The 25,391-nt window shown below is 70.1% G+C and carries 19 protein-coding genes and 2 pseudogenes; 12 read left to right on the plus strand and 9 right to left on the minus strand.

Annotated features, from left to right (window positions below):
• From AC1DXV_RS13535 to AC1DXV_RS13550, 4 genes and pseudogenes are all read right to left on the minus strand, one after another.
• Nucleotides 1-334: pseudogene (locus tag AC1DXV_RS13535) on the minus strand (hypothetical protein); the annotation flags it as partial.
• 184 nt (nt 335-518) lie between these two features.
• Nucleotides 519-2,387 carry a sensor domain-containing diguanylate cyclase gene (locus AC1DXV_RS13540; RefSeq protein WP_477865870.1) on the minus strand — a complete coding sequence of 623 codons (1,869 nt, stop codon included), beginning with the start codon at nt 2,385-2,387 and terminating at the stop codon, nt 519-521.
• Between the two features lie 72 nt (nt 2,388-2,459).
• Nucleotides 2,460-3,452 (minus strand): MBL fold metallo-hydrolase, encoded by a 993-nt coding sequence (locus AC1DXV_RS13545; protein WP_477865871.1) that lies wholly within the window; start codon nt 3,450-3,452, stop codon nt 2,460-2,462.
• Nucleotides 3,453-3,492: 40 nt separating this feature from the next.
• On the minus strand, nt 3,493-3,942 hold the full coding sequence (locus AC1DXV_RS13550; RefSeq protein WP_477865872.1) for a GlcG/HbpS family heme-binding protein: 450 nt from the start codon (nt 3,940-3,942) through the stop codon (nt 3,493-3,495).
• 66 nt (nt 3,943-4,008) lie between these two features.
• Between AC1DXV_RS13550 and AC1DXV_RS13555 the strand changes: the two genes are divergently transcribed.
• From AC1DXV_RS13555 to AC1DXV_RS13570, 4 genes are all read left to right on the plus strand, one after another.
• Entirely contained in the window at nt 4,009-4,944 is a 936-nt protein-coding gene (locus tag AC1DXV_RS13555; RefSeq protein ID WP_477934006.1) for a LysR substrate-binding domain-containing protein, read from the plus strand.
• A 68-nt stretch (nt 4,945-5,012) separates the two neighbouring features.
• A complete protein-coding gene (gene cysM, locus AC1DXV_RS13560; RefSeq protein WP_477865874.1) occupies nt 5,013-5,918 on the plus strand; it encodes a cysteine synthase CysM in 906 nt (301 codons plus the stop codon).
• 8 nt (nt 5,919-5,926) lie between these two features.
• Nucleotides 5,927-6,478, plus strand: a complete 552-nt coding sequence (locus tag AC1DXV_RS13565; RefSeq protein ID WP_477865875.1) for an NUDIX domain-containing protein — start codon at nt 5,927-5,929, stop codon at nt 6,476-6,478.
• An 11-nt stretch (nt 6,479-6,489) separates the two neighbouring features.
• Nucleotides 6,490-6,717 (plus strand): sulfurtransferase TusA family protein, encoded by a 228-nt coding sequence (locus tag AC1DXV_RS13570; RefSeq protein WP_477865876.1) that lies wholly within the window; start codon nt 6,490-6,492, stop codon nt 6,715-6,717.
• Here the strand turns inward: AC1DXV_RS13570 and galU are convergent, their stop codons facing one another.
• Nucleotides 6,718-7,584, minus strand: a complete 867-nt coding sequence (galU, locus tag AC1DXV_RS13575) for a UTP--glucose-1-phosphate uridylyltransferase GalU (protein ID WP_477865877.1) — start codon at nt 7,582-7,584, stop codon at nt 6,718-6,720.
• Nucleotides 7,585-7,686: 102 nt separating this feature from the next.
• On the opposite strand from galU, the gene AC1DXV_RS13580 reads away from it, so the two are divergent.
• Nucleotides 7,687-8,664: an NAD(P)-dependent oxidoreductase gene (locus tag AC1DXV_RS13580; protein ID WP_477865878.1), complete on the plus strand. Its 978-nt coding sequence runs from the start codon at nt 7,687-7,689 to the stop codon at nt 8,662-8,664.
• Here AC1DXV_RS13580 and AC1DXV_RS13585 read toward each other — a convergent pair.
• Complete coding sequence (locus tag AC1DXV_RS13585; protein WP_477934008.1) at nt 8,606-11,446, minus strand: valine--tRNA ligase; 2,841 nt, start codon at nt 11,444-11,446, stop codon at nt 8,606-8,608. The two genes, AC1DXV_RS13580 and AC1DXV_RS13585, sit on opposite strands and share 59 nt — an antisense overlap.
• A gap of 106 nt (nt 11,447-11,552) precedes the next feature.
• On the opposite strand from AC1DXV_RS13585, the gene AC1DXV_RS13590 reads away from it, so the two are divergent.
• The 3 genes from AC1DXV_RS13590 (at nt 11,553) to AC1DXV_RS13600 (ending at nt 15,004) form a co-directional block, all read left to right on the plus strand.
• A complete protein-coding gene (locus tag AC1DXV_RS13590; protein ID WP_477934010.1) occupies nt 11,553-12,893 on the plus strand; it encodes a S41 family peptidase in 1,341 nt (446 codons plus the stop codon).
• Between the two features lie 90 nt (nt 12,894-12,983).
• On the plus strand, nt 12,984-13,697 hold the full coding sequence (locus tag AC1DXV_RS13595; RefSeq protein ID WP_047592312.1) for a response regulator: 714 nt from the start codon (nt 12,984-12,986) through the stop codon (nt 13,695-13,697).
• Nucleotides 13,697-15,004: an ATP-binding protein gene (locus AC1DXV_RS13600; RefSeq protein ID WP_477934012.1), complete on the plus strand. Its 1,308-nt coding sequence runs from the start codon at nt 13,697-13,699 to the stop codon at nt 15,002-15,004. Before AC1DXV_RS13595 ends, AC1DXV_RS13600 begins: the two co-directional genes overlap by 1 nt.
• Before the next feature lie 94 nt (nt 15,005-15,098).
• Here the strand turns inward: AC1DXV_RS13600 and AC1DXV_RS13605 are convergent, their stop codons facing one another.
• From AC1DXV_RS13605 to AC1DXV_RS13615, 3 genes are all read right to left on the minus strand, one after another.
• Entirely contained in the window at nt 15,099-16,406 is a 1,308-nt protein-coding gene (locus AC1DXV_RS13605) for a DUF4397 domain-containing protein (protein WP_477867816.1), read from the minus strand.
• A gap of 161 nt (nt 16,407-16,567) precedes the next feature.
• Nucleotides 16,568-17,545 (minus strand): GMP reductase, encoded by a 978-nt coding sequence (locus tag AC1DXV_RS13610; RefSeq protein ID WP_477867814.1) that lies wholly within the window; start codon nt 17,543-17,545, stop codon nt 16,568-16,570.
• 128 nt (nt 17,546-17,673) lie between these two features.
• Entirely contained in the window at nt 17,674-18,804 is a 1,131-nt protein-coding gene (locus tag AC1DXV_RS13615) for an acyltransferase family protein (RefSeq protein WP_477867812.1), read from the minus strand.
• Between the two features lie 50 nt (nt 18,805-18,854).
• Between AC1DXV_RS13615 and AC1DXV_RS13620 the strand changes: the two genes are divergently transcribed.
• The 4 genes and pseudogenes from AC1DXV_RS13620 to AC1DXV_RS13635 all read left to right on the plus strand — a co-directional run.
• Nucleotides 18,855-21,218, plus strand: coding sequence for a UvrD-helicase domain-containing protein (locus AC1DXV_RS13620; protein WP_477934013.1), 2,364 nt, complete (start codon nt 18,855-18,857; stop codon nt 21,216-21,218).
• Between the two features lie 233 nt (nt 21,219-21,451).
• Entirely contained in the window at nt 21,452-24,454 is a 3,003-nt protein-coding gene (locus AC1DXV_RS13625) for an alpha-L-rhamnosidase-related protein (RefSeq protein ID WP_477934015.1), read from the plus strand.
• 83 nt (nt 24,455-24,537) lie between these two features.
• Entirely contained in the window at nt 24,538-25,023 is a 486-nt protein-coding gene (locus AC1DXV_RS13630; protein WP_477873243.1) for a hypothetical protein, read from the plus strand.
• Nucleotides 25,020-25,391 (plus strand): annotated as a pseudogene (locus AC1DXV_RS13635) (alkaline phosphatase); the annotation flags it as partial. The gene AC1DXV_RS13630 and the pseudogene AC1DXV_RS13635, both read left to right, overlap by 4 nt.

Genomic DNA, 25,391 nt, shown 5'->3' on the forward strand with positions numbered 1-25,391 from the left:
GAGCGGGTGCAGGGGCGGGAGCCGGCGCAGGCGAGGGTGCCGGCGCAGGTGCGGGCGCGGGCGCAGCCACCGGCCCGATCGCGCACTTCTCCTTCTTGCCCGCGTTCGGATCCACGCCGCCGAAGGTCGCGCCGGTGCAGGCCACGGTGCCCGACAGCGTCTTCACCACCCACTTGTTCTTCACGCCGAACGACACCTGGCGGGTCGCCGTGCCGATCTTGCAGCTCTTGCCTTCGTCGGCGCACTTCGAGAAACCGGCCGGCCAGTCGATGGCGAAGGCGGGCGTGGCGGCGGCGCAGGCGATGGCGACCAGGGTCAGTCGCAGCGGGTTCATTCGGCTTGTCATGGGGAGCTCATTCGCAGTTTGAATGGGCCGCAGGCTACCGCGGGACCCCTGTGAAGAAGCGCATTCCCAATACTCTGAAACACTGCTTGCAGGCGCGAGAGGTGCATGCGCGAGCCATCGCCGAGCGATGACCGCGCCGTGACCGGGGTCCGGGAACCAGGAGGGCGCGGCCTCAGGGACTCCAGAGGACGATGCGGTGCTTGCCGGCCCGCTTGGCGACGTACATCGCCTGGTCGGCGCGGGCCGTCAGCGCGTCGGAATCGTCGCCGTGTTCCGGCCCGATCGCGACGCCGATGCTCGCGCCCACCGCGACCACCTCGCCGCGGGCCAGGTGGATCGGCAGCTCGATCGCCTGCAGCACCCGCTGCAGCACGCGTTCCACCTCGCGCGCATCCTGGATGTTGCTGAGGATCAGCGCGAACTCGTCGCCGCCGAAACGGGCGACCACGTCGTTGGTGCGGATGCAGCCGAGCAGCCGCTTCGCGACCTCGTTCAGCACGGCATCGCCGGCGTCGTGTCCGTTGGCGTCGTTGACGGCCTTGAAGCCGTCCAGGTCGAGGTAGCACACGCCGGTCATCTGCCGGCGCCGCTGCGCATCGGCCAGGATGTAGAGCAGCCGCTCGGCGAACAGCAGGCGGTTCGGCAGCCCGGTCATCGGGTCGTGCAGCGCCAGGTGGTGCGCATGCGCCTCGCTGTCCTTGAGGGCCGTGATGTCGGTCATCGACCACAGCGATTCGTCGGCCGACACCGCCGCGCCGGTCAGGTCGATCCAGATCGCATGGCCCTGCTTGTGGCGCATGCGCAGCTGCGCCCGGAAGCGGCCGCTGGCCTGCAGCATCGGGTAGGCGCGGCGGCCGATGTCGTCGAAGGAGTCGTCGTCGAGGTAGAGCAGCCGCGCCGGCGCGCCGACCAGCTCGTGCGGCTCGTAGCCGAAGATCCGGTCCAGCGCGCGGTTCTTCCAGAGCGCGACGCGATCCTTCAGCTTCACCATGCCGACGACCTCGTTGTCGAGCATCACGCTCTGCTCCTGGGCCAGCCGCGCGATCTCGCGGCGGGCGACCACCTGGCGCCGCTGCTGCACGAACAGCAGCGCGGAGAAGCCGGCGATCGTCGCGATGGCGATCGCGAGCAGCGACGCCACCTGCCCGACCTCGCGCCGCCAGCCCGACAGGAAATCGCTGGTGCCGAGCCCGACGAACACCCGGAACGACGAGCCGGGAATGCGCTGGTACGCGGTGTAGCGTTCGATGCCGTCGAGTGCGGTCGGGGTCAGGTACGAGCCGCGCTCCGGGTTGGTCGCGAGGCGGCGCGTCATCTCGCTGGAGACCACCACGGTGCCCAGGTTCTTCTCCTGCGCGCCGTCGAGCACCGAGAAACGCGCGACCAGCTTCAAGCCGCCCGAGCGCAGCGCCACGGCACCCGCGCTGGCCAGCCCGATGCGCTTGAACCGGTCGATGAAGTGCTCGCTGGGCAGGCTCGTGTAGACCACGCCGGCGAACGATCCGTCGGCGCGTCGCAGTTGGCGGGCCACGGCGATGCCCCATTTGCGGGTGATGCGGCTCTGCACCGGCTCGGAGACCACCATGCCGTCATGCGACCTCGTTTCGAGGAAGTAGTCGCGGTCGGCGATGCTGACCGTTGCAGCGCCTGCAGGCAGGCCGAAGCTGACGATGCCTTGTTCATCGGCGATGCGGATCGCATCGACCTGCGGCAGCAGCGAGCGCTGCTCGGCGAGGCTCTGCTCGATCTCGGCGCGCCCGTCGGCCTGGGTGGCATCGACGGCGCGCACGCGCAACGCCACGGTGGCCAGCGCATTGTCGAACTGCTTCAGCTCGGCGCCGAGTTCGATGGCCAGGCTGTTCGCCAGGTTCTCGGCCGATTCCCGCGCCCGCACTTCCTCGGACTCGCGGCCCGCCTGCAAGGCCACGACGGCGGCCAGCACCAGCACCAGGATCACCACGGCATTGCCTGCCACCAGGGCGAGGGCCAGGCGGCGCAGCGGCAATGCGACGAAGCGGGCGGGAAGCGACGGGTCGGTCATGGGCAGTGGGGCGGATCGTAAGGCACGCTGCCCGGTTCGCGCACGGCCCCCGCCCAGGGCCGGACGGCGCCGCTATTTCAGCGGGGTCGTGTAGTCCACCGGCAGCCAGCGGTACCCCGCGCCCGCCCGGCGCAGGTGGCCGAGGCCGGGGAACGGCAGGTGGGGGGCGCCGACCAGCGTGTTCTGCGCGGCGGCCTGCGCGAACACCTGGCGGCGCGTGGCGGCCGCGGCGGGCTCGTCGCTGTCGAACGCGATCGTGACGCGTGGGTCGTCGAGCTGCACGGCGCCGACGTGGATCAGGTCGCCGATCAGCAGCAGGCGCTGCCCCTGGCTCTCGACGGCATAGACCGTGTGCCCGGCGCTGTGCCCGCGGGCCGCGATGGCGCGGATGCCGGGCAGCAGCTCGCTGCCCGCGGCGAAGGGCTTCAGCCGGCCGGCTTCGGCATACGGATTCAGCGAGGCCATCGCGCCCTGGAAGAAGCCCTTGGCCGCGGCCGGCGCGGCGTCCATCCGCGTTGCCGAGAGCCAGTACTGCGCGTCGGCTTCGTCGAGGCGCACCGTGGCGTTCGGGAACGCGACGCCGCCCGGCGCCATCAGCCCGCCGACGTGGTCGGGGTGGGCGTGCGTCAGCAGCACCTCGTCGACCTGCTCGGGCTGGTAGCCGGCGGCCCGCAGGCTCGCGCCCAGCTTGCCGAGCGTCGGGCCGAACAGCGCGCCGGCGCCGGTGTCGACGAGCACCAGCTTGTCCCCGGTGTTGACCAGGAAGCCGATGACCGAGGTCTCGACCGGGCTCTTCACATCGGCCTTGGCGAGCCGCGAGGCCATGGTGCCGGACGGCGGGTGCAGCAGCGTGTCGGCCGGCAGGTCGACGGTGCCGTCGCTCAGCGCCGTCACTTCGAAGGCACCGAGCATCAGGCGATGGAAGCCGGGCGCCTGGGTCTTGATCATCGGGGCGGCGGCCCGCGCGGTGGACGGTGTGACGGCCGCGCCGAACGCGGCGAGCGCGATGGCGGTGGAAGCCAATGCGCCGGCAGCGGCGCGCAGGGAGAACAGGGAAGAAGACATGGGAAGCACTCTCTCGTTCAAGGAGGAAGGGATGGGGCGATCAGGCCGATGCAGCGAGGCCGAGCGCCGCGATGGCACGCTCGGCCACCTGGTGGTCCTGCTCGGCGTCGCCGCCGGAAATGCCGATGCCGCCGACCAGCTGCGTGCCGTCGAAGATCGGGCAGCCGCCGCCGACCGCGACGAAGCGCGGCCGGTGCGCGAGCTGGGCCGCCATCGGGCGCTCGAGGATCGCGGTCCACTGGCGCGTCGACACGCCGTACGAGGTGGCCGTCCAGGCCTTGTCGACCGCGATCGACGCGGTCAGGAAGCGGGCGCCGTCGTCGCGCTCGAAGGCCTTCAGCTCGCCGGTCGCATCGGTCACCGCCACCGTCACGTGGATGCCGAGCGAGCGGGCGGCGGCCTGGGCGTGGGCTATCAGCGCGGCGGCTGCCTCGCGGGTGATCGAAGCCAGCGGGCGGGTGTGGGGGGACGAGGTGGAAGAGGAAGTCATGGGCATTGCTCCGTTGAAGGGTGACCCATGATTCAATCGAAGCCTTCATCACGCAAATCGATTGAAATGATCGGCACTATCAGAGAACRCGATTTCAGGGGCGTCGACCTGAACCTGCTGGTGACGCTGCTGGTGCTGCTGCGCGAGCGCAGCGTGTCGAAGGCGGCCGCCTGCCTTCACCTCGGGCAGCCGGCGGTCAGCGGCGCGCTGGCGCGCCTGCGCGAGCTGTTCCACGACGAGCTGCTGGTGCGCGGCAGGGGCGGCATGCAGCCGACGCAGCGCGGGCTCGAGCTGCAGTCGGCGCTCGCGCCGGCGCTGGCCGAGCTGCAGGGCGTCGTCTCCGATGCCCCGGCCTTCGATCCGGCGCGCAGCGACCGCAGCTTCGTGATCGGCATGCCCGACTGGATCGACACCTGGCTGCTGCCCGGCCTGGTCGCGCGGCTGGCGGCCGAGGCGCCGCAGGCGCGCATCGCCGTCGTCGCGACCGACCGCTTCCGGATCGCCGACATGCTGCTGCAGGAACAGCTCGACCTCGCGATCGGCGCCTTCCCCGCCGGTCCGGCCTGGCAGCGCAGCCGGCCGCTCGCGACGGTGCCGTACTGCTGCGTGGCGCGGCCCGGCGTGATCGGCCCGAAGGGCACGCTGACGCTGAAGCAGTTCGCCGCGCTGCCGCACCTGATGGTGACCTACCGCGGCGCGTTCCACGGCACGGTGGATGACGCGCTCGACGCGCTCGGATTGAAGCGCCGCATCGTCTGCACCAGCCCGCGCTTCTCGTCGCTGCCGCGGGTGCTGCAGCAGGTGCCGGCGATCGCCACCGTGCCGCAGGTGCTGGCGCCCGGCTGGCAGCGCGACTTCGGGCTGGTGCGGGCGGCGGTGCCGCTGAAGCTGCCGGCCAGCCCGGTGGCGATCGTCCACCACGCGAGCCGCGACAAGGACCCGGCGCTGCGCTGGCTGTGCGGGCTGGTCGAGGCGCTGGTGGCCGACGGGGAAATGGCCTGAGGGGGTGTGAGAGCCCGCGTGCGCGCCGCGCCATGCGCACCCCTGCGACAATCCCGCGAGGAGACCCCATGACGCCGTACAAGACCCTTGAAGACGTGATCGGACAGACGCCGCTGGTGCGGCTGCAGCGCCTGCCGGGCGCCGACAACGAGCGGCGCGGCAACGTGATCCTGGCCAAGCTCGAAGGCAACAACCCGGCCGGCTCGGTGAAGGACCGGCCCGCCATCAGCATGATCCGGCGCGCCGAGGAGCGCGGCGACATCCGCCCCGGCGACACGCTGATCGAGGCGACCTCGGGCAACACCGGCATCGCGCTCGCGATGGCCGCCGCGATCCGCGGCTACCGCATGCTGCTGATCATGCCGGAGGACCTGAGCATCGAGCGCGCGCAGACCATGAAGGCCTTCGGCGCCGAGCTGATCCTCACGCCGCGCAGCGGCGGCATGGAATACGCCCGCGACCTGGCCGAGCAGATGCAGCGCGACGGCAAGGGCCGCGTGCTCGACCAGTTCGCGAACGCCGACAACCCGCGCGTGCACTACGAGACCACCGGCCCCGAGATCTGGGCCGACACCGGCGGGCGCGTCACGCACTTCATCAGCGCGATGGGCACCACCGGCACCATCACCGGCACCTCGCGCTTCCTGAAGGAGCAGAACCCGGCGGTCCGCATCATCGGTGCGCAGCCGGCCGAAGGCTCGCGCATCCCCGGCATCCGCAAGTGGCCCGAGGCCTACATGCCGAAGATCTACGACCCGAGCTGCGTCGACGAGACGGTCAGCGTCAGCCAGGACGCGGCCGAGGAGATGGCGCGCCGCCTGGCGCGCGAGGAAGGCCTGTTCGGCGGCATCTCGGCGGCCGGCGCCTGCTGGGTGGCGCTGGACATCGCCCGACGGGTCGAGAACGCGACGCTGGTGTTCGTGGTCTGCGACCGCGGCGACCGCTACCTGTCCACCGGCGTCTTCCCCGCCTGAGCCCCACCATGAACTACGACACCCGCTTCTGCCCGAACTGCGCGACCGGCCTGCAGCCGGTGACGCTCGAAGAAGACGGCGGCCCGAAGACGCGGCTGCGCTGCCCGGCCTGCGCCTGGACGCACTGGAACAACCCGACGCCGGTGCTGGCCGCGGTGATCGAGCTGGCCGACCGCGACGGGCAGTTGCTGCTGGCGCGCAATGCCGCCTGGCCCGGCAGGTACTTCGGGCTGATCACCGGCTTCATGGAGGCGGGCGAGACGCCGCAGGAGGGCATCACCCGCGAGGTGATGGAGGAAACCTCGCTGACGGTCGACCGCCTGTCGATCATCGGGGCCTACGATTTCCAGCGGATGAACCAGGTGATCATCGCGTACCACGCGGTGGCGCGCGGCGAGATCAAGTTGTCGCCGGAGCTGGTCGAGTACAAGCTCTTCACGCCGGAGGCCGTGCAATGCTGGCCGGCCGGTACCGGCTATGCGCTGGCCGACTGGCTCACCGCGCGCGGCATCACGCCGCAATGGCGCGAGCTGATGCCGCGGCCGGTGGAACCCCACTGAGAGGACACGCGATGGATGCGCAGAAAGAAGTCGACGCCCGCGGCATGAACTGCCCACTGCCGATCCTGAAGGCCAAGAAGGCGCTGGCCGACATGAGCAGCGGCGAGCTGCTGAAGGTGATCGCGACCGACCCGGGGTCGATGCGCGATTTCCAGGCGTTCGCGCGGCAGACCGGCAACGAGCTGGTCGAGCAGAAGGCGGTGAACGACGAGTTCATCCACCTGCTGCGCCGCCGCTGATCAGAATTCGAGGTTCTTCAGGTACCTGCGGAAATCCGCGCCCAGCACCGGGTGAGCCAGCGCCAACTCCACGTTGGCCTCCAGGAAGCCTTCCTTGCTGCCGCAGTCGTAGCGGCGGCCTTCGTAGCGGTAGGCGAACACCTTCTCGCGGCGCAGCAGCCCGGCGATGCCGTCGGTCAGCTGGATCTCGCCACCGACGCCGCGCGGCTGGTTCGCGATCTCGGTGAAGACGCCCGGCGTCAGGATGTAGCGCCCGGCCACGCCGAGCCGCGACGGCGCTTCTTCCGGCGCCGGCTTCTCGACGATGCGGGTGATGTCGATCAGCCGGTCGTTCACCACGCGGCCGTCGACGATGCCGTAGCGCCTGGTCTGCTCCGGCGGCACCTCCTGCACCGCCAGCATCGAGACGCGCCATTCGGCGAACTGCTCGACCATCTGCTGCAGCACCGGCTTCTGGCCCACCATCAGGTCGTCGGCCAGCAGCACCGCGAACGGCTCGTTGCCGATCAGCCGCTGCCCGCACAGCACCGCATGGCCCAGGCCCAGCGCCTGCGGCTGGCGCACGTAGACGCACTCCATGTCGTCCGGCTTCACGCTGTGCACGACATCCAGTAACTCTTGCTTACCCGCCTGTTCGAGGGCTACCTCCAACTCGAAGGTCATGTCAAAGTGGTCTTCGATGGGGCGCTTGTGCCGGCCGGTCACGAAAATCATCTCGCGGACCCCGGCGGCGTAGGCCTCCTCGACGGCGTACTGGATGAGGGGCTTGTCGACAACCGGCAGCATTTCCTTCGGCTGGGCCTTGGTCGCGGGCAGGAATCGCGTGCCGAGGCCCGCTACCGGAAAGATCGCCTTGTTGACAAACATGTGCGTGTGGCCCCTTTAAACTGTGATTTAGTCGACAAAAACCATTGTGTCACGGGCTCTTTGGAGGGCGTGTGACACCGGGGCAGAGCCTCTCGAAGCCGCATGGACTTGCTGATCATCGAACCGCTGGAAGCAGAAGTCATGCAGTGGCTCGATGCGCGCTATTCGCTGCGGCAGGCGCCGGAGCTGGCGCGCGACACCCGCGCGTTCCGCCAGGCGCTCTACAACGTGCGGGCGCTGATCCTGCCGCCCACCGTCGCGCTCGATGCGCAGGCGCTGCACTACGCGCCGGTGCTGCGCGCGGTCGGCCGGGTCAGCGCCGGCGCCGAGAACATCGACCTCGACGCCTGCGCGCGCGCCGGCATCGAGGTGGTGCGCAGCCAGACCGCCACCGCGCAGGCCGAGGCCGAGTTCATGATCGGCGCGCTGCTGTCGCTGCTGCGCCGCGTGCCGGTGGTCGGCTCCGACGGCATGCTGGTCGGCCGCGAGCTGGGCGCCTGCACCGTCGGGCTGATCGGCATGCCGCCGGCCGCGAAGGCGATGGCCCGGATGCTGAGCGGCTTCGGCTCCAAGCTCGTCGGCTACGACCCGTCGCTGCATGCGAGCGACAGCGTGTGGAACCGCTGGCATGTCGGCCCGGTGGGCCTGCGCGAGCTGCTGGAGCAGTCCGATGCCGTCTGCGTGCAGCTCAACTACTTCAGCCGCTACCACGGCCTGCTGGGCGAGCGCTTCCTGCCGTTCTGCAAGCCGAACCAAGTGATCGTCAGCATCGCGCACTCGGGCCTGTTCGACGAGAAGACGCTGGCCGACGTGCTGTCCAGCGGGCGCGTCTCGGCCGTCTGGCTCGACAGCCTGGAGCCCGGCGCGCTGGAGCCGGGCCGGCCGCTGAGCGGCATGGACACGCTGCAGATCACGCCGCGGGTGGCCAGCACCACGCGCGAATCGCGGCTGCGCAGCTCGTGGGCGGTGGCCCGGCGGATCGACGAGCTGCTCGCGATCACGCCCGGCGCACCGCGCGAGTTCAGGACGACGGACCCAGGCGTCCCGCTTGATGCCGCAACCGATCCAGCGTTGCCGTGAAGTCCGCCAGCCGCTGCTTCTCCTGATCGACCACCTCCTGCGGCGCGCGCGCGACGAAGCTCTCGCTCGACAGCTTGGCGTTGCACCTGGCGATCTCGGCCTCGACGCGCTTGATCTCCTTGGCCACGCGCTCGCGCTCGGCCGCGACGTCGATCTCGACATGCAGCGCAATCCGCGTCTCGCCCTGCACCGAGACCGGCAGCTGGGCCGTCGCCGCCGCGAACGCGGCCTCGTCGTCGAACACCTGCACGCCCGACAGCCGGATCAGTGACTGCAGCAGCGGCGCGGCCTCGCGCACGAAGTCGTTGTCGCCGATCGCGTACAGCGGCACCGGCTTGGTCACCTGCATCTCGTTGCGCAGGTTGCGCGTCGCGCCGGCCAGGCCCTTGAAGCGCTCGACCCAGGCATCGGCCTGCGGGTCGACGCGCTCCAGCTGCGCCTTCGGGTACGGTGCGGTGACGATGCTTTGCCCGGAGCCGGCCGGCTTGCGGCCGGCCAGCGGCGCGACCACGTCCCACAGCTCGGCGGTCACGAACGGCATGATCGGGTGCATCAGGCGCAGCACCGTCTCGAGCGTGCGCAGCAGCGTGCGCCGCGTCGCGCGCCTGGCCGCTTCGTCGCCGTTCTGCAGCTGCGCCTTCGCGAGCTCCAGGTACCAGTCGCAGTATTCCGTCCAGACAAACTGGTAGATGGCATTCGCGACGTTGTCGAGCCGGTAGTCGCTGAAACCCTGCTCGACCGCCGCCTCGACGCGCTGCAACTCGCCGGTGATCCAGCGGTCGACCTTCGAGAACGACAGGTAGCCGGCGAACTCGCCGCCCGGCTCGCACTGCGCCTTGGTGTGCTCGGCGAGGCCGCAGTCCTGGCCCTCGCAGTTCATCAGCACGAACTTGGTGGCGTTCCAGAGCTTGTTGCAGAAGTTGCGGTAGCCCTCGCAGCGCTTGGTGTCGAAGTTGATGTTGCGCCCGAGGCTTGCGTACGAGGCCATCGTGAAGCGCAGCGCGTCGGCGCCGTAGGCCGGCATGCCGTCGGGGAACTCCTTCTTCACGCGCGCGGCCACCTTCGGCGCGGTCTCGGGCTTGCGCAGGCCGACGGTCGATTTCTGCACCAGCGTCTCGAGGTCGCGGCCCTCGATCAGGTCGACCGGGTCGAGCACGTTCCCTTCGGACTTGCTCATCTTCTTGCCTTCGCTGTCGCGCACCATGCCGTGGATGTAGACGGTGCGGAACGGCACGCGGCCGGTGAAGTGGGTGGTCATCATGATCATGCGCGCCACCCAGAAGAAGATGATCTCGTAGCCGGTCACCAGCACGCTGGACGGCAGGAACAGGTCCATCTCCTTCGTCTTGTCGGGCCAGCCGAGCGTCGAGAACGGCACCAGGGCCGACGAGTACCAGGTGTCGAGCACGTCCTCGTCGCGGCGCAGCTCGCCGCTGTAGCCGGCGGCCTTCGCCTTGGTTTTCGCGTCGGCTTCGGTGCGCGCGACGAAGATCTCGCCGCCCGTCCCGTACCAGGCCGGGATCTGGTGGCCCCACCACAGCTGGCGCGAGATGCACCAGTCCTGGATGTTCTTCATCCACTGGTCGTAGGTGTTGACCCAGTTCTCCGGCACGAATTTCACTTCGCCGGAGGCGACGGCGTCGACCGCCTTCTGCGCGATCGACTTGCCATCGGGGCCGGCCTTGCTGACCGCGACGAACCACTGGTCGGTCAGCATCGGCTCGACGATCGCACCGGTGCGGGCGCAGCGCGGCACCATCAGCTTGTGCTTCTTCACCTCGACCAGCAGGCCTTGCGCCTGCAGGTCGGCGACCACCTTCTTGCGGGCGACGAAGCGATCGAGGCCGCGGTACGGGGCGGGCGCGTTGTCGTTGACCTTCGCGTCGAGGTCGAGCACGCCGATCATCGGCAGCTGGTGGCGCAGGCCGACGGCGTAGTCGTTCACGTCATGGGCCGGGGTCACCTTCACGACGCCGGTGCCGAACTCGCGGTCGACGTACTCGTCGGCGATCACCGGGATCGTGCGGTCGCACAGCGGCAGCGTGACCTGCCGGCCGATCAGCGCCTGGTAGCGCTCGTCGTCGGGGTGCACCATCACCGCGGTGTCGCCGAGCATGGTCTCGGGGCGCGTGGTGGCGACGACGATGGAGCCGGATCCGTCGGCCAGCGGGTAGCGGATGTGCCACAGCGAGCCCTCTTCCTCCTCGCTCTCGACCTCGAGGTCGGACACCGCCGATTTCAGCACCGGGTCCCAGCTCACCAGCCGCTTGCCGCGGTAGATCAGGCCCTGCTCGTAGAGCTGCACGAAGGTGTCGGTGACGATCGGCGAGAGCTTCTCGTCCATCGTGAAGTACTCGTGCTGCCAGGCCACCGAGGCGCCCATGCGGCGCATCTGCTGCGTGATGGTCGAGCCCGACTGCTCCTTCCATTCCCACACGCGGGCGACGAAGTTCTTGCGGCCGAGGTCGTGGCGGCTCTGGCCGGCCGCCTCGAGCTGGCGCTCGACGACGATCTGCGTCGCGATGCCGGCGTGGTCGGTGCCCGGCACCCACAGCGTGTTGTCGCCCTTCATGCGGTGCCAGCGGGTCAACGAGTCCATGATGGTCTGGTTGAACGCGTGCCCCATGTGCAGCGTGCCGGTGACGTTGGGCGGCGGCAGCTGGATGCTGAACGAGGGCTTGCTCGCGTCCAGCGTGGGCTCGTACAGGCCCTGCTGCTCCCACAGCGGCGCCCAGCGGGCTTCGATCGGGGCGGGTTCGAACGATTTGGCAAGCTCGGACATGGTGGCGCAGGCTGGGGGCAGGGGGAAGGCGGAATTGTAGGCGGGGGGCACCTGCTGCTATGGTGGCGGGGATCCCCGCACTGATGCGGCAACCGGGAGAGCCACCATGCGACCCCTGCCCACGAAGCTGTTCGCCTCCGCCAGCCTGGCCCTGCTGACCGTGCTCGCCGGCTGCGGCGGCAACGACGACGGCCTGCCGCTGAACGGCGGCGCCCCCAGCTGCGACCTCGGCACCCAGAAGACCTGGCTGCGCGGCTACATGGCCGACTGGTACTACTGGAGCGGCAGCTCGCCGAGCCCCGATCCCGGCCCCTACGCGAGCGTGCCGGACTACTTCGACGCCTTGCTGTTCACCGGCGCCGCGCCGGTGCCGGCCGACCGCTGGAGCTACATCGAGAGCAGCGCGTCGTACAACCAGTTCTATGGCGACGGCCGCACGCTCGGCTACGGCGTCTCGGTCAACGGGCTGGAGCTGCAGTTGCCGCTGAAGGTGCGCTACGTCGAGCCGCTGTCGCCGGCCGCCACCGCCGGGCTGCTGCGTGGCGACGTGATCAGCTCGGTCAACGGCCGCAGCGCCGCCGAGCTGGTGGCGGCCGACGATTTCTCGGCGCTGACGCCGGCGCAGGCCGGCGACGTGCTGACGCTGGTGATCGATGCGCCGGCCGGGCCGAAGACCGTCACGGTGACGGCCGGCACCTATGCGCTGACGCCGGTGCCGGTGACGCGGCTGCTGACGCTCGCGAACGGCACGAAGGCCGGCTACCTGGTGCTGAAGGACTTCCTCACGCAGGCCGAGGATCCGCTGATCGACGCGGTGGCGCAGTTCCGCGCGGCCGGCGCGACCGAGCTGATCCTGGACCTGCGCTACAACGGCGGCGGCCGCGTCTCGACGGCCGCGCTGCTCGCGACGCTCGCGACCGGCTCCGCCCGGCGCGACGAGGTGTTCGCGCGGCTCACGTTCAACGGTCGGCACGCCAGCTCGAACGGCGCCTACCTGCTCGGCTCGGTGCCGGGCGCGGCGGCGTTCCCGCGCGTGGTGGTGCTGACCGGCGCGCGCACCTGCTCGGCCAGCGAGCTGGTCGTGAACGGGCTGAAGCCCTATGCCGAGGTCGTGACGATCGGCGGCACGAGCTGCGGCAAGCCGGTCGGCTTCCAGCCGCGCGCGTCCTGCGGCAACACCTACAGCGCGGTCAACTTCGAGAGCACCAACGCGCTCGGCGAGGGCGGCTTCTGGAACGGCATCGCCGCCACGTGCGCCGGGACCGACACCTTCAGCGGAGCGCTCGGCGACCCGGCGGAATCGCTGACGGCCGCGGCCGTCGCCTACCTGCAGGACGGCAGCTGCGCGGTCGCCAGTTCCGCCGCGAAGGAACGCGCCGCCCGCTGGTCGAAGCGGCTCGCCGCCGGTGCCGAGCCCGGCGATCGCCGGGGCATGTGGGCGGATTGATGTGTCGTCCGGTTCGGCTTGACATGATCGGACATGCAGGGACATCTGCCAGAAGCAAGCGCGCAACGCCGGCTCACTAAGCTTCCGTCCATGACCAAGCCGTACCACCTCTACGTCGTCGAAGACGACAACCCGCTGCGCACGATGCTGTGCGACTACCTGGAGAAGCAGGGCCTGGTCGTCACCGGCATGGCCACCGCCGAGGACCTGCTGCGCCGCATCCACCGGCTGCGCCCCGACCTGGTGGTGCTCGACGTGAGCCTGCCCGGCATGAGCGGGCTGCAGGCCTGCCAGAAGCTGCGCTCCGAGGGGGACCGGGTGCCGATCATCATCCTGACCGCGCGCAGCGAGGAGATCGACCGCGTGCTCGGCCTCGAGATGGGCGCCGACGATTTCCTCGGCAAGCCGTTCTCGGCGCGCGAGCTGCTGGCGCGCGTGCATGCGGTGCTGCGCCGCGCGATCGTGCCGCCGGGCCTGTCGCAGATGAACCAGGCGCCGGTCAAGTTCGGCGGCAGCGTCTTCGACGTGAGCGCGCGCTGCCTGTTCCGCAACGGTGCCACGCGCGTGCTGAGCACTGTCGAGTTCTCGGTGCTGGCCGAGCTGGTGGCGAACCCGGGGGTCGCGGTGTCGCGCGAGCGGCTGCTGGCGGTGTCGCACTCGCGCAGCGAATCGCTGCTGCTGCGCGCGATCGACGTCACCGTGATGCGCCTGCGCAAGCTCGTCGAATCCGATCCCGGCACCCCGCGCTTCATCCAGACGGTGCGCGGCCACGGCTACATGTTCGTGCCTGAAACGTCGCGCTGATGCGCTGGCTGCCCCGCTCGCTGGCCGGCCGCGTCACCTGGCTGGTGGGGCTGATCAGCGTCGCGTCGCTGATCGCGCAGCTGCTGCTGTTGCGCACGCTGCTGTTCGAGCCGTTCAGCGAGGGCATGCTGGTGGCGGTGGTCGGCGAGGCGCACCAGGCGCAGCAGAACCTGCTGACCACGCCACCCGACGAGCGCGACCGCGTTGCGGTGGAGCTGTCGTATGGCCCGTTCTGGGTCGGCCGCAGCGGCGCGCCCGATGGCGGGCCCGACATCGTCGGCCCGCTGCGCCAGCCGTCGATCGAGCTGCCGAGCGGGCTGCAGGACATCGTCACCCGCTCGCTCGGCCATGACGCGGTGCTCGACATCAGCGACCGCAACGGCCTGGTGCTGCGCATCGAGGCCGACATCGAGGGAGAGCGCTGGAACTTCGTGCACCGCCACGCGTCGCCGCGCAATGCGCCGACGATCACCTTGCTGGCGGTGCTGGCCTTGCTGTTCGGCACCGCGGCGCTGAGCCTGTGGATCGGTTTCCGGGTGATCGCGCTGCCGCTGAAGCGGCTGGCGCACGAGATCGCGACGCGGCGCGGCGCGCTGCGCGCGATCGAGCTGCCGGCCGGCGCGAGCGACGAGCTGCAGCAGATCGCGCGCGCCTTCAACTCGCTGGCGCGCAGCCTCGACGAGGCCGACCGCACGCGCGGCCAGCTGCTGGCCGGCGTGTCGCACGACCTGCGCACGCCGCTCGCGCGGCTGCGCCTGCGCATCGAGACGCAGTGCGACGAGCCGGTGGGCGATGCCTTGCTGCAGGACCTCGGTTCGGTGCAGCGCATCGTCGACCAGTTCCTCGCCTATGTGCAGGGCGGCGCCGACATCCAGCTCGGCCGCCTGCAGCCGCTGTGGGACACCGGGCGCGCGGTGGTCGCGATGTATGCCGATCCCGGCGTCACGCTGCGCGGCGACGGCGTCGACGAACTGCTGCCCGACATCGCGGTGCAGCGGCTGCTCAGCAACCTGGTCGACAACGCGCTCGCCTACGGCCAGCGGCCGGTGATCGTCGACCTGTGCCGCTGCGAAGGCGGCGTGACGATCGCGGTGTACGACCACGGCCCGGGCCTGAACGACGCCGAATTCGGCCAGGCGCTGCAGCCCTTCGTGCGGCTGGACCGCCAGCGCAGCTCGCTCGGGCACTGCGGCCTGGGCCTGGCGATCGTCTCGCAGATCGCGCGGCAGCTCGGCGGCACGCTGAGCCTGGCGCGTGCGGCGGATGGGGCGTTCGGCATCGCGCTGACGCTCAGACTCATTCCCTGAGGCCGGGCGGGCCGAGCGCCGGGCCGCTCCCAAGCCGGCCCGCGTCCCCTCGGGGGACCGCCCGGCGTACTCGACGGGCGAGGGGTTGTCATTGCTAGCGGTCCAGCCGCAGCACGGCCGACGGCGTGGCCGCATCCCCCAGCATGAACAGCGTGTAGACCCCCGGCGTCAGCAGCGCCACGTTGCCGGTGTACAGCGCACTCGACGAGGTGGCCGAGTCGACCTCGAGCGGCGTCGGGCTCGCGGTGGTGCTGTTGATCACCTGGGTCGCGTCGCCGGCGGTGCCGAACGCGATGTTCGAGCTCTTGGTCAGCACGCCGTTGTTGGCCTGCAGCGTCAGCGCCGAGTTCAGGCCGTTCACGCCGTTGATCAGCCGCAGCTTCACGTACCCGCTGGTCAGCGCCGGGCTGTTGTCGTCGCTGATCAGCGCGACCTGCGGGGCTGCGGCGCTGCCCAGCACCAGCAGCGTCAGGTCGGCGCCGGGCGCGGCAGTCAGGCCGCTCGGGCTCACGTCGGTGCCGTTGATCGACACGCTGGTCGCGAGCGCGCCGGCCGGCACCTGCAGGTAGCTGCCGATCGCCGGCGGCTTGCCGGTGGAGACGGTGCCGCTGGACAGGTTGATGCCGTTGACGGTGGCCGCCACGGTGCCCGAGGCCGACGCGCCGGCCACCAGCCGCACGCGCGCAAAGCCGTTCACCTGCGCCTGCAGCGGGCCCTGCTGGTTGATCAGCAGGCCGTTGACCAGCACGCCGCCCGGCGTGGAGGTCAGCACCAGCGTCAGGATCTGCTGGTCGGTCAGCGTGACCGACGGGATGTCCAGCCGCAGGTCGGTCTTGTCGCCGGCGGCGGTGACGCGGATCCGGTAGGTGCCGGCGGTGATCTCGCCGTAGCTCGAGAAGCGCTCCCCGCCGATGGTCGGCGCATTCGCGGTGGCGTTGGTCAGCGTGTCGGTCGGCGTGGTGACGTACACGTCGACGTTGCCGGCCTCGTACGAGGTGTTGAAGACGCGGAACTTCGCGGTGCCCGAGGTCGGCGCCGCCTCGTTGTCGCTCAGGTAGCGGGTGCGCAGGCTGCCGGACGTGTTGTAGGCGACCAGCGTGTTGTGCACGCCGTCGCTGACCGATTGCACGGCGGACGCCACCGCGGTGCTCGAGCCGGCGGGCTTCAGGTAGAAGGTGTAGGCGCCCGAGCCGATCGTCGCGTAGTCGCCGACGGTGTTGGTGGCCACCGCCGCGTTGGCCTTCGTGTCGTTGTCGTACAGGTCCAGCGACGCGTAGGTGGAGGTGGCATTGACGAGGCGGACGTAGCCCGGGCCGTCGTCGCTGCTGCCGCCGCAGCCGGTCAACAAGAGGGGCGCGGCCGCCACGGCCGCGAGCAGGGGCGCGAACAATCTCAGCTTCACAGGTTTTCCTTTGGATCGAGGGGACGGCGGCGTCCGCCCGCAGGTGCGGGCGCGGCGCTGCCGCACCGGTCGATTCAAGCGAAACCGTGTTGCGCGCAGGTTGCGTCTTCGTGGGGGCGGGTGTCGCCGCGTGTCGGGTCTGACACACGCCGGCGATGCCGCTACATCAAAAGATGTTCCCCCGCGTTGTCCCCACCCAGGATCACGTAGTTCACCTTGCGGATGTCGGCCAGCCGCGTACCCCCGGCGTAGCTGATCGAGCTCTGCACGTCCTCGCGCATCTCGCGCAGCGTGTCGGCCAGCTTGCCCTTCACCGGCTCGAGGATGCGCTTGCCCTCGACGTGCTTGTATTCGCCCTTGTTGAAGTCGCTGGCCGAGCCGTAGTACTCCTTGAAGAGCTTGCCATCGGCCTCGACCGTCTTGCCGGGCGATTCCTCGTGGCCGGCGAACAGCGAGCCGATCATCACCATCGCGGCGCCGAAGCGCACGCTCTTCGCGATGTCGCCATGGTCGCGGATGCCGCCGTCGGCAATGATCGGCTTGGTCGCGACGCGGGCACACCACTTCAGCGCGCTCAGCTGCCAGCCGCCGGTGCCGAAGCCGGTCTTCAGCCGCGTGATGCAGACCTTGCCCGGGCCGATGCCGACCTTGGTCGCGTCGGCGCCCCAGTTCTCCAGGTCGATCACCGCCTCGGGCGTGCCGACGTTGCCGGCGATGATGAAAGTCTTCGGCAGGCGCTGGCGGATGTGGTCGATCATCTTGCGCACGCTCTCGGCATGGCCGTGCGCGATGTCGATGGTGATGTAGTCGGCGCCGACGCCGTCGGCCGCGAGCCGGTCGATGACCGCGTAGTCGTCGGCCTTCACGCCCGAGCTGATCGAGACGAACAGGCCGCGCTCGCGCATGCGCTTCGCGTACGCGACGTTGTCGAGGTCGAAGCGGTGCATCACGTAGAAGTAGCCGTTGGCGGCCAGCCACTGCGTGATCGGCTCGTCGACCACCGTCTTCATGTTGGCCGGCACCACCGGCAGCTTGAACGTGCGGCCACCGAGTTCGGTCGAGGCATCGCATTCGGCGCGGCTCTCGACGCGGCACTTGCGCGGCAGCAGCAGGACGTTGTCGTAGTCGAAGATTTCCATGGTCAGGCTCCAAAGGGTGGGGAAGAGCGCTTGACTTGGAACCCGGCCGCCCGGCAGAAGGCCTCGAAGCAATGCGAGGGCGCCGAAACGAAAAACCGGGCGCCAAAATTTGGGCCCGGTGACGAATTCTACGCGGCGGGGCTTGCCCCCTCGGCCGGCCCTGTTTCTGGCCTCCCGGCTGTCGGATGGCGCGCCTTGCCGATGAACTGCGGCGCGAACCGGTTCAGCAGCGCCACCAACGGCACGCACGCGAGCAGCGACACCGCGCTGATCGCCACCGCATACGCCGTGACGGCCCCCGGCGTGTCGGCCAGCAAGAGGCTCTCGGCCAGCTTCGGGTTGAAGAAGTGGAAGAACACGCCGTTCAGGCCCATCAGCGGCAGGCTGTTGCGGCCGATCCACGCCGCCACCCGCGTGGCCGGCAGCAGCATCGCGAGGCCGAGTACCGCCAGCGTGCCGGCCAGCGCGCTGAACGCGAAGCCGAACGCGTCGCCATGCTGTGCCGCCGCCATCATCACCGCCTGCGCATCGTGCGGGTGGTTCAGCCGGTAGGTCGCGAGCAGCGCGCTGGTGCAGGCGAGCGTCACCAGCAAGGCCATGCCGCGGTGCGTGGCGAGCTGCTGCAGGAAGGGCCGCAGCACCTGCCCGATCGTGTAGAAGCCGAGCGCGACGATCGCCTCGCGCACGAACCAGGTGCGGCTGACCTGCGCGACCCAGCCGCCCAGCGCGTCGCCGTGGTTGCACAGGAACACGCCGCCGGCGATGCAGGCGGCCGCGAACACCAGCTGCGCCGCCACATGCCGAAGCCGCGGCAACACCACCAGCGCCATCGCCTCGCAGACGAACATGCAGACGAGGAACCAGGTCACCCAGTTCAGCTCCGGCATGCCGCGCAGGTAGGCGGCGCCCAGCGGCTGCGCGTAGTACCACCACGCGAAGTGGTGCTTCACCGCGCTGAGCGACCACAGCGGCAGCAGCAGCAGCCCGAAGAACAGCACCGGCACCAGGCGCAGCCGGGCCAGCGTGCGCAGGCGCGGCAGCAGCGCGGCGACCGGGTGGAAGAACAGCCCGGCCAGCACGAAGAACAGCGGCATGTGGAAGGCGTAGATCAACCGCAGCTGGTCGACGGCCGACGCGTTGTCGCCGGCACGGCTTTGCACCACGTGCCCGTAGAACATCAGCACGATGCCCACCGCCTTCGCGGTGTCGACCCACGGCAGGCGCTGCGGGCCGCGCGGGGTGGCGAAGCCTGAATCCATGTCGGATCGTAGGAAACGCCCCCGGCAACGTCCATCCCTACAATCGACGGATGCATGACGACGGCTCCAGCGAGCACCTCTCTCCCCAGCGCGACCCCGGTGCCGACGGCCGCCTCCTCGACAACCTGAACCCCGAGCAGCTCGCCGCGGTGACGCTGCCGGCACGCCCGGCGCTGATCCTGGCGGGCGCCGGCTCCGGCAAGACGCGCGTGCTGACCACGCGCATCGCGTGGCTGATCCAGACCGGCCAGCTGACGCCCGGCGGCGTGATGGCGGTGACCTTCACCAACAAGGCCGCGAAGGAGATGCTGACGCGGCTCGGCGCGATGCTGCCGGTGCCGGTGCGCGGCATGTGGATCGGCACCTTCCACGGGCTGTGCAACCGCTTCCTGCGCGCGCACTGGAAGCTCGCCGCGCTGCCGCAGGGCTTCCAGATCCTCGATTCGGCCGACCAGCTGTCGGCCGTCAAGCGGGTCATCAAGGCGATGAACCTCGACGAGGAACGCTTCGTGCCGAAGCAGGTCACCTGGTTCATCGCCGGTGCCAAGGAAGAAGGGCGCCGCCCGAAGGACGTCGAGCAGCGCGACGAGCAGGAGCGCACGCTGGTGCGCGTGTACGAGGCCTACGAGGCGCAGTGCCAGCGCGAGGGCGTGGTCGATTTCGCCGAGCTGATGCTGCGCACCTACGAGCTGATGCGCGACAACGCACCGCTGCGCGAGCACTACCAGCGGCGCTTCCGGCACATCCTGGTCGACGAGTTCCAGGACACCAACAAGCTGCAGTACGCCTGGCTGAAGATGTTCGCCGGCCCGCACGCCGCGGTGCTGGCAGTCGGCGACGACGACCAGAGCATCTACGCCTTCCGCGGCGCGCAGGTCGGCAACATGGCCGATTTCGAGCGCGAGTTCCACGTCGAGCAGGTGATCAAGCTGGAGCGCAACTACCGCTCGTTCGGCAACATCCTCGACGCGGCCAACGAGCTGATCTCGCGCAACTCGCGGCGGCTCGGCAAGAACCTGCGCACCGAGGCGGGCCCCGGCGAGCCGGTGCGCGTCTACGAGGCCACCAGCGATTTTGCCGAGGCGCAGTGGTTCGTCGACGAGGCGCGCCAGCTGCACCGCGACGGCATCGCGCGCCGCGACATCGCCATCTTGTACCGCAGCAACGCGCAGAGCCGGGTCATCGAGAGCGCGCTGTTCAATGCCGCCATTCCGTACAAGGTGTACGGGGGCTTGCGCTTCTTCGAGCGCGCCGAGGTCAAGCATGCACTGAGCTACCTGCGCCTGATCGAGAACTCGAACGACGACACCAGCTTCCTGCGCGTCGTCAACTTCCCGACGCGCGGCATCGGCGCGCGCTCGATCGAGCAGCTGCAGGATGCGGCGCGCCAGAGCGGGCGCAGCCTGTACCAGAGCGTCGGTGCGCTGAGCGGCAAGGCGGGCGGCAACCTGCAGGCCTTCACCGCGCTGGTCGACGCGATGCGCGAGGCGACGCGCGGGCAGACGCTGCGCGAGATCATCGAGCACATGCTGCATGCCTCGGGCCTGATCGATTTCTACAAGACCGACAAGGAAGGCAAGGACCGGCTCGAGAACCTCGACGAACTGGTCAACGCGGCCGAGGCCTTCGTCACGCAGGAGGGCTTCGGCAAGAACGCGGTGGCGCTGCCGGTCGACGAGCACGGCGGCGCCGAGACGATCGCGGCGCTCGAGCAGACGCCCGATGCCGAGACCGGCGAGATCATGTCGCCGCTCGCCGCCTTCCTGACGCATGCCTCGCTGGAGGCCGGCGACAACCAGGCGCAGGCCGGGCAGGATGCGCTGCAGCTGATGACGGTGCACTCGGCCAAGGGGCTGGAGTTCGATGCGGTCTTCATCACCGGGCTGGAGGAGGGGCTGTTCCCGCACGAGAACAGCGTGTCCGACATCGACGGGCTCGAGGAAGAGCGGCGGTTGATGTACGTCGCGATCACGCGCGCGCGCAAGCGGCTGTACCTGAGCTTCAGCCAGACGCGCATGCTGCACGGGCAGACGCGCTACAACGTCAAGAGCCGCTTCTTCGACGAGCTGCCCGAGGCGGCGCTGAAATGGATCACGCCGCGCAACCAGGGCTTCGGCTCGGGCTTTGCGCGCGAGTACCAGGCGGCCTGGGCCCGCGGCTCGGGGCTGAACTCGATCGTCGGCGCCGGGCGGGTCGAGCCGCGGCCGCAGTCGGTGGCGCAGCCGGGCGGGCCGAAGACCACCTCCAGCCACGGGCTGCGCACCGGGCAGGGCGTGTTCCACACCAAGTTCGGCGAAGGTGTGATCGTGACGCTGGAAGGCGCCGGCGACGATGCGCGGGCGCAGATCAACTTCGGCCGGCACGGCATGAAGTGGCTGGCCTTGTCGGTGGCGAAGCTGACGCCGGTGAACTGAAAACCCCCGCTCATGGTGAACCCCGAGGCGGCTGCCAGCCGATCGGGCCGGCGGTCGTCCCATCACTCAGGTTCTTCCCGCGATTCCGTCGTGGCGCCGGCCCTGACAGCGCTTGCAAACGCCCGCAGCGCCGAGCGCCCGCATAAGCGTCTCTTATCCCGCCGATCAGCATTCGTCGTTTGATAGGCGCTTTCACACTCCGTAGAGTCCCGCCCCACCACCAGGAGGCAAGCATGCAGGGACGCAACGCAGTGAGATTCTTCATCGTCGCGTGGGCGACGGCAGCGGGCGCCTTGCTCGGCGGCTGCGGCGGGAGCGGCGGGAACAGCGACGGCGACAGCGGCGGCACGGCCTCGGCGCCACGCAGCGCGACCGCATCGGCCGGTGCGCCGGAGAAGGCCGCCGCCGCGGCGGCGACGACACCGTGGAGCCAGTACATGCTGTCCCCGTCGTCGCGCACGCTGGCTCCGGTCGCGGTCTTCAAGACCGTCGGCACGGTGCAGAACCCCGGCAACCTGCTGACCGGCAACACCGCGATGATGTCGGGCCGCGGCAGCTACGTGGTGCTGGATTTCGGCAAGGAGGTCGGCGGTTTCGTCTCGCTGGACGTCCCCGCCGCCGGCAGCAACGCCGAATCGGTCGGCCTCGCCTTCACCGAGTCGAGCGAGTACGTCGGCCCCCTCAGCGACGGCTCCAACGCCGGCCTGAACGCGGGCGCGAGCAGCTCGACCGACGGGGCCATCTTCGCGGGCGTCAACAGCACGACCGGCACCTCGTACACGATGCCGGCGGCGAGCCTGCGCGGCGGCTTCCGCTACCTGACGCTGTTCATGAACTCCGACGGCTGGGTGCACCTCGCCAACATCCGGCTGCGCTTCACGCCGGCGCCATCGATGAGCGACCCGAGCGCCTACCCGAACTACTTCTACAGCAACGACGACCTGCTGAACAAGCTCTGGTACGCCGGCGCCTACACGGTGCAGACCAACACCATCGCGCCCGACCAGGGCCGCAAGCTGCTCGCCACGGGCTGGGACAACACCGCCGTGGTCAGTGGCGGCACCACGGTGCTGACCGATGCCGCCAAGCGCGACCGCACGGTGTGGTCGGGCGACCTCGGCATCTCGGCTGCGGTGGGCTATGTGTCGACCGCCGACACGCTGTCGGTGAAGAACGCGCTGCAGCGCCTGTACGACAGCCAGAAGGCGAGCGGCGAGCTGCCGTACTCCGGCCCGCCCTTCGACCTGTACGGCTCCGACACCTACCACCTGTGGACGCTGATCGGCACCGAGACCTACCACCTCTACAGCGGCGACACCGATTGGCTGCGCTCGATCTGGCCGCGCTACAAGCAGGGCATGGCCTTCATCCAGGCCAAGGTGAACGGCGCGCACGGGCTGCTGCACGTGACCGGCACCAACGACTGGGCGCGCGGCGGGCAGGGCGGCGAGAACATCGCGGCGAATGCGATGCTGTACCGCGCACTCGTCACCGGCGCCACGCTGGCCGGCGCGGTGGGCGAGGGCGCGACGGCCACGGCCTACGCGAATGCGGCCGCGACGCTGAAGTCGCGCATCAACGCCACGCTGTGGGACGCCGCGGCCGGCGCCTACCGCGACAACCCGGACAGCACGCTGCTGCCGCAGGACGGCAACTCGCTCGCGGTCTGGTACGGGGTGACCGACAACGCCGACAAGCCGGCGGCCATCGCCCGCTACCTGAACTCCAACCTCGGCACGCTGGGCGCGCTGACGCCGGAGTGGGGGCGCAACATCTCCGGCTTCGCGGGCTCGATGCAGCTGATGGCGATGTCGGTGGCCTCGCGCGATGCCGATGCGCTGGACCTGATGCGCCGCCAGTGGGGCTTCATGTACAACCACCCGACGCGCAGCACCCGGACCTTCTGGGAGGGCTATGGCGCCGACGGCGGCAGCGGCGGCTATGCGCCATGGTTCGTCAGCTACGCCCACGGCTGGTCGTCCGGGCCGACCTCGGCGCTGACCTTCTACACGCTGGGCATCAGCCCGACCACGGTGAAGGGGCAGCAGTACGGCGTGATCCCGCACCCCGGCGACCTCACGCACGTCGAGGGCCAGCTGAGCTTTGACGGCAGCAAGCGCGTCAGGAACAGCTGGGACCGCGGCAGCGACGGCAGCTTCACGATGACGGTGGACAGCAGCTCGCACACCGGCTCGGTCGGCGTGATCGGCATCCCGCGCTTCGGCATCGACCGGCGCGTCAGCATTGACGGCGTCGAGGTGTGGAACGGCAGTGCCTTCACCGGCGCGGCCGGCATCGCGAGTGCCGACCAGGACGGCCGCTACATCTACTTCCGCGGCGTCCAGCCAGGTGTGCGCACCTTCCGCACGGCGGGGACGGGGGCTGCCTGGGCGAGCTGCGCGGCGGAGGCCGGGCAGTGCCTCTTCGAAGGCGTGCGCGGCGTGCGCTACGGCAGCGGCAGCAGCTTCGTCTACGGCAGCTTCAACGGCAGCGTCGACTGCAACAACGCGACCTTCGGCGACCCGGTGCCGAACGTCGTGAAGCACTGCGAGCTGAGCGACACCGAGCGGCCGCCGGCGATCGGCATCTGGGCGCCGTGCGCATTGGAGGGCCAGAGCTGCAGCTTCGACCGCACGCGGACCGTGGCCTACGGCGCACAGTCGTCGTACCGCTTGCTGACGCGCAGCGGCCCGGTGGCCTGCGACAACGCGACCTTTGTCGACCCGATCGTCGGGGTGGCCAAGCGCTGCTGGGTGGGCATCCTGCCGCAGAACCCGGGCTTCGAGTCGCCGGGGGTGGCGACGGGCAACGGCGTGCAGTACGGCGCGGCGAACGCGGCCTGGACCTTCTCGCCGGAGAGCGGCACCAGCGGCTCGGGCCTGCAGAAGAACGGCAGCGCGTTCGGCGCGGCGGCCGCGCCGGAGGGCCTGCAGACGGCCTTCGTGCAAAGCGGTGGGGCGATGAGCCAGGGCCTGGCCGACCTGTCGGCGGGGCGGTACGCGGTGCGTTTCAAGGCGGCGCGGCGGGGTTGGAGCTTCGGCGGCGTGCAGGCCCTCGGCGTCTACCTCGACGGCAACCTGCTGGGCAGCTTCACGCCGGGGTCGACGCAGTTCGAGTCGTTCACGACCCCGCCGATCGCGCTCGGTGCCGGCGCGCACACGCTGCGTTTCGCGGGCCAGAACACCACCGGCGACAACACCGCCTTCGTCGACGAGGTCGTGCTGCTGAACTATTGAGGCGAGGTATTGAGCCAACGTCACGCCCCTGTCATGGCGCCCCGCGATCATCTGGCAGCTCGGGGAGTCGTGGAGGGAGACCCATGCGTCGTCGTTGGAAGGCGTGGCTGCTGTGTGCGGCCACGCTGCTGGGTTCTGTCGCGGCCCAGGCCGGGCCCGTGCCTGCCGATCTGAAGTTCCGCGAGTTCTTCCAGCTGCCGGTCGGGCCACGCGGCCTCGCGCCCAGCGCGCGCCTGCTGTCGCTCGACGGCCAGCCGGTGCGCATCACCGGCTACCTGGCGCACCAGGATGCTGCGACCGCCGCCCCCGGCATCGCGCTGCTGACGCCGCTGCCCGTCTCGCTCGGCGACGAGGACGAGAGCTTCGCCGACGACCTGCCCGCCTCCACGCTCTACCTGCACCTGGCCGGCCCGCTCGCTGCGCGGACCATCTCGTACCGCCCCGGCCTCGTCTCGCTGACCGGCACGCTGCAGGTCGGCGCGCAACGCGAGGCCGACGGCCGCGCCTCGTTCGTGCGCCTCGTGCTCGACCCCGAATCCGCATCCGTTCTCCTGGAGTCCCCGAAATGAACCGCCTCGCCGTTGCCGCCCTCCTGCTCGCCGCTGCCGCCGCCCAGGCCGCGCCGAATGTCACGCGCCTCGTGCCGCCGAGCGAACTGTTCACGTCGAACGACCCGAACCCGCCGGTGATCGCGCGCTTCCTGCCCGGCCAGCGCTTCGACCTGCAGGCCACCGTGCGGCTGGACGCCGGCACCACGCTCGCCGCGTTCGAGTTCGCGGTCGACGGCGTGGTGCTGAAGCCGGCCTCGGCCGTCACCAGCGTCGTGACGACCGGCCTGAGCCTGCCGGCCGGCAGCAACGCGGCCGTCGTCTCGCAGCGCGCCTACTCCAACGCGAAACCCGGCATCCACAAGCTGACCGTCAACGCGACGCAGAGC

The organism is Rhizobacter sp. P3_C12 (genome assembly GCF_056402735.1).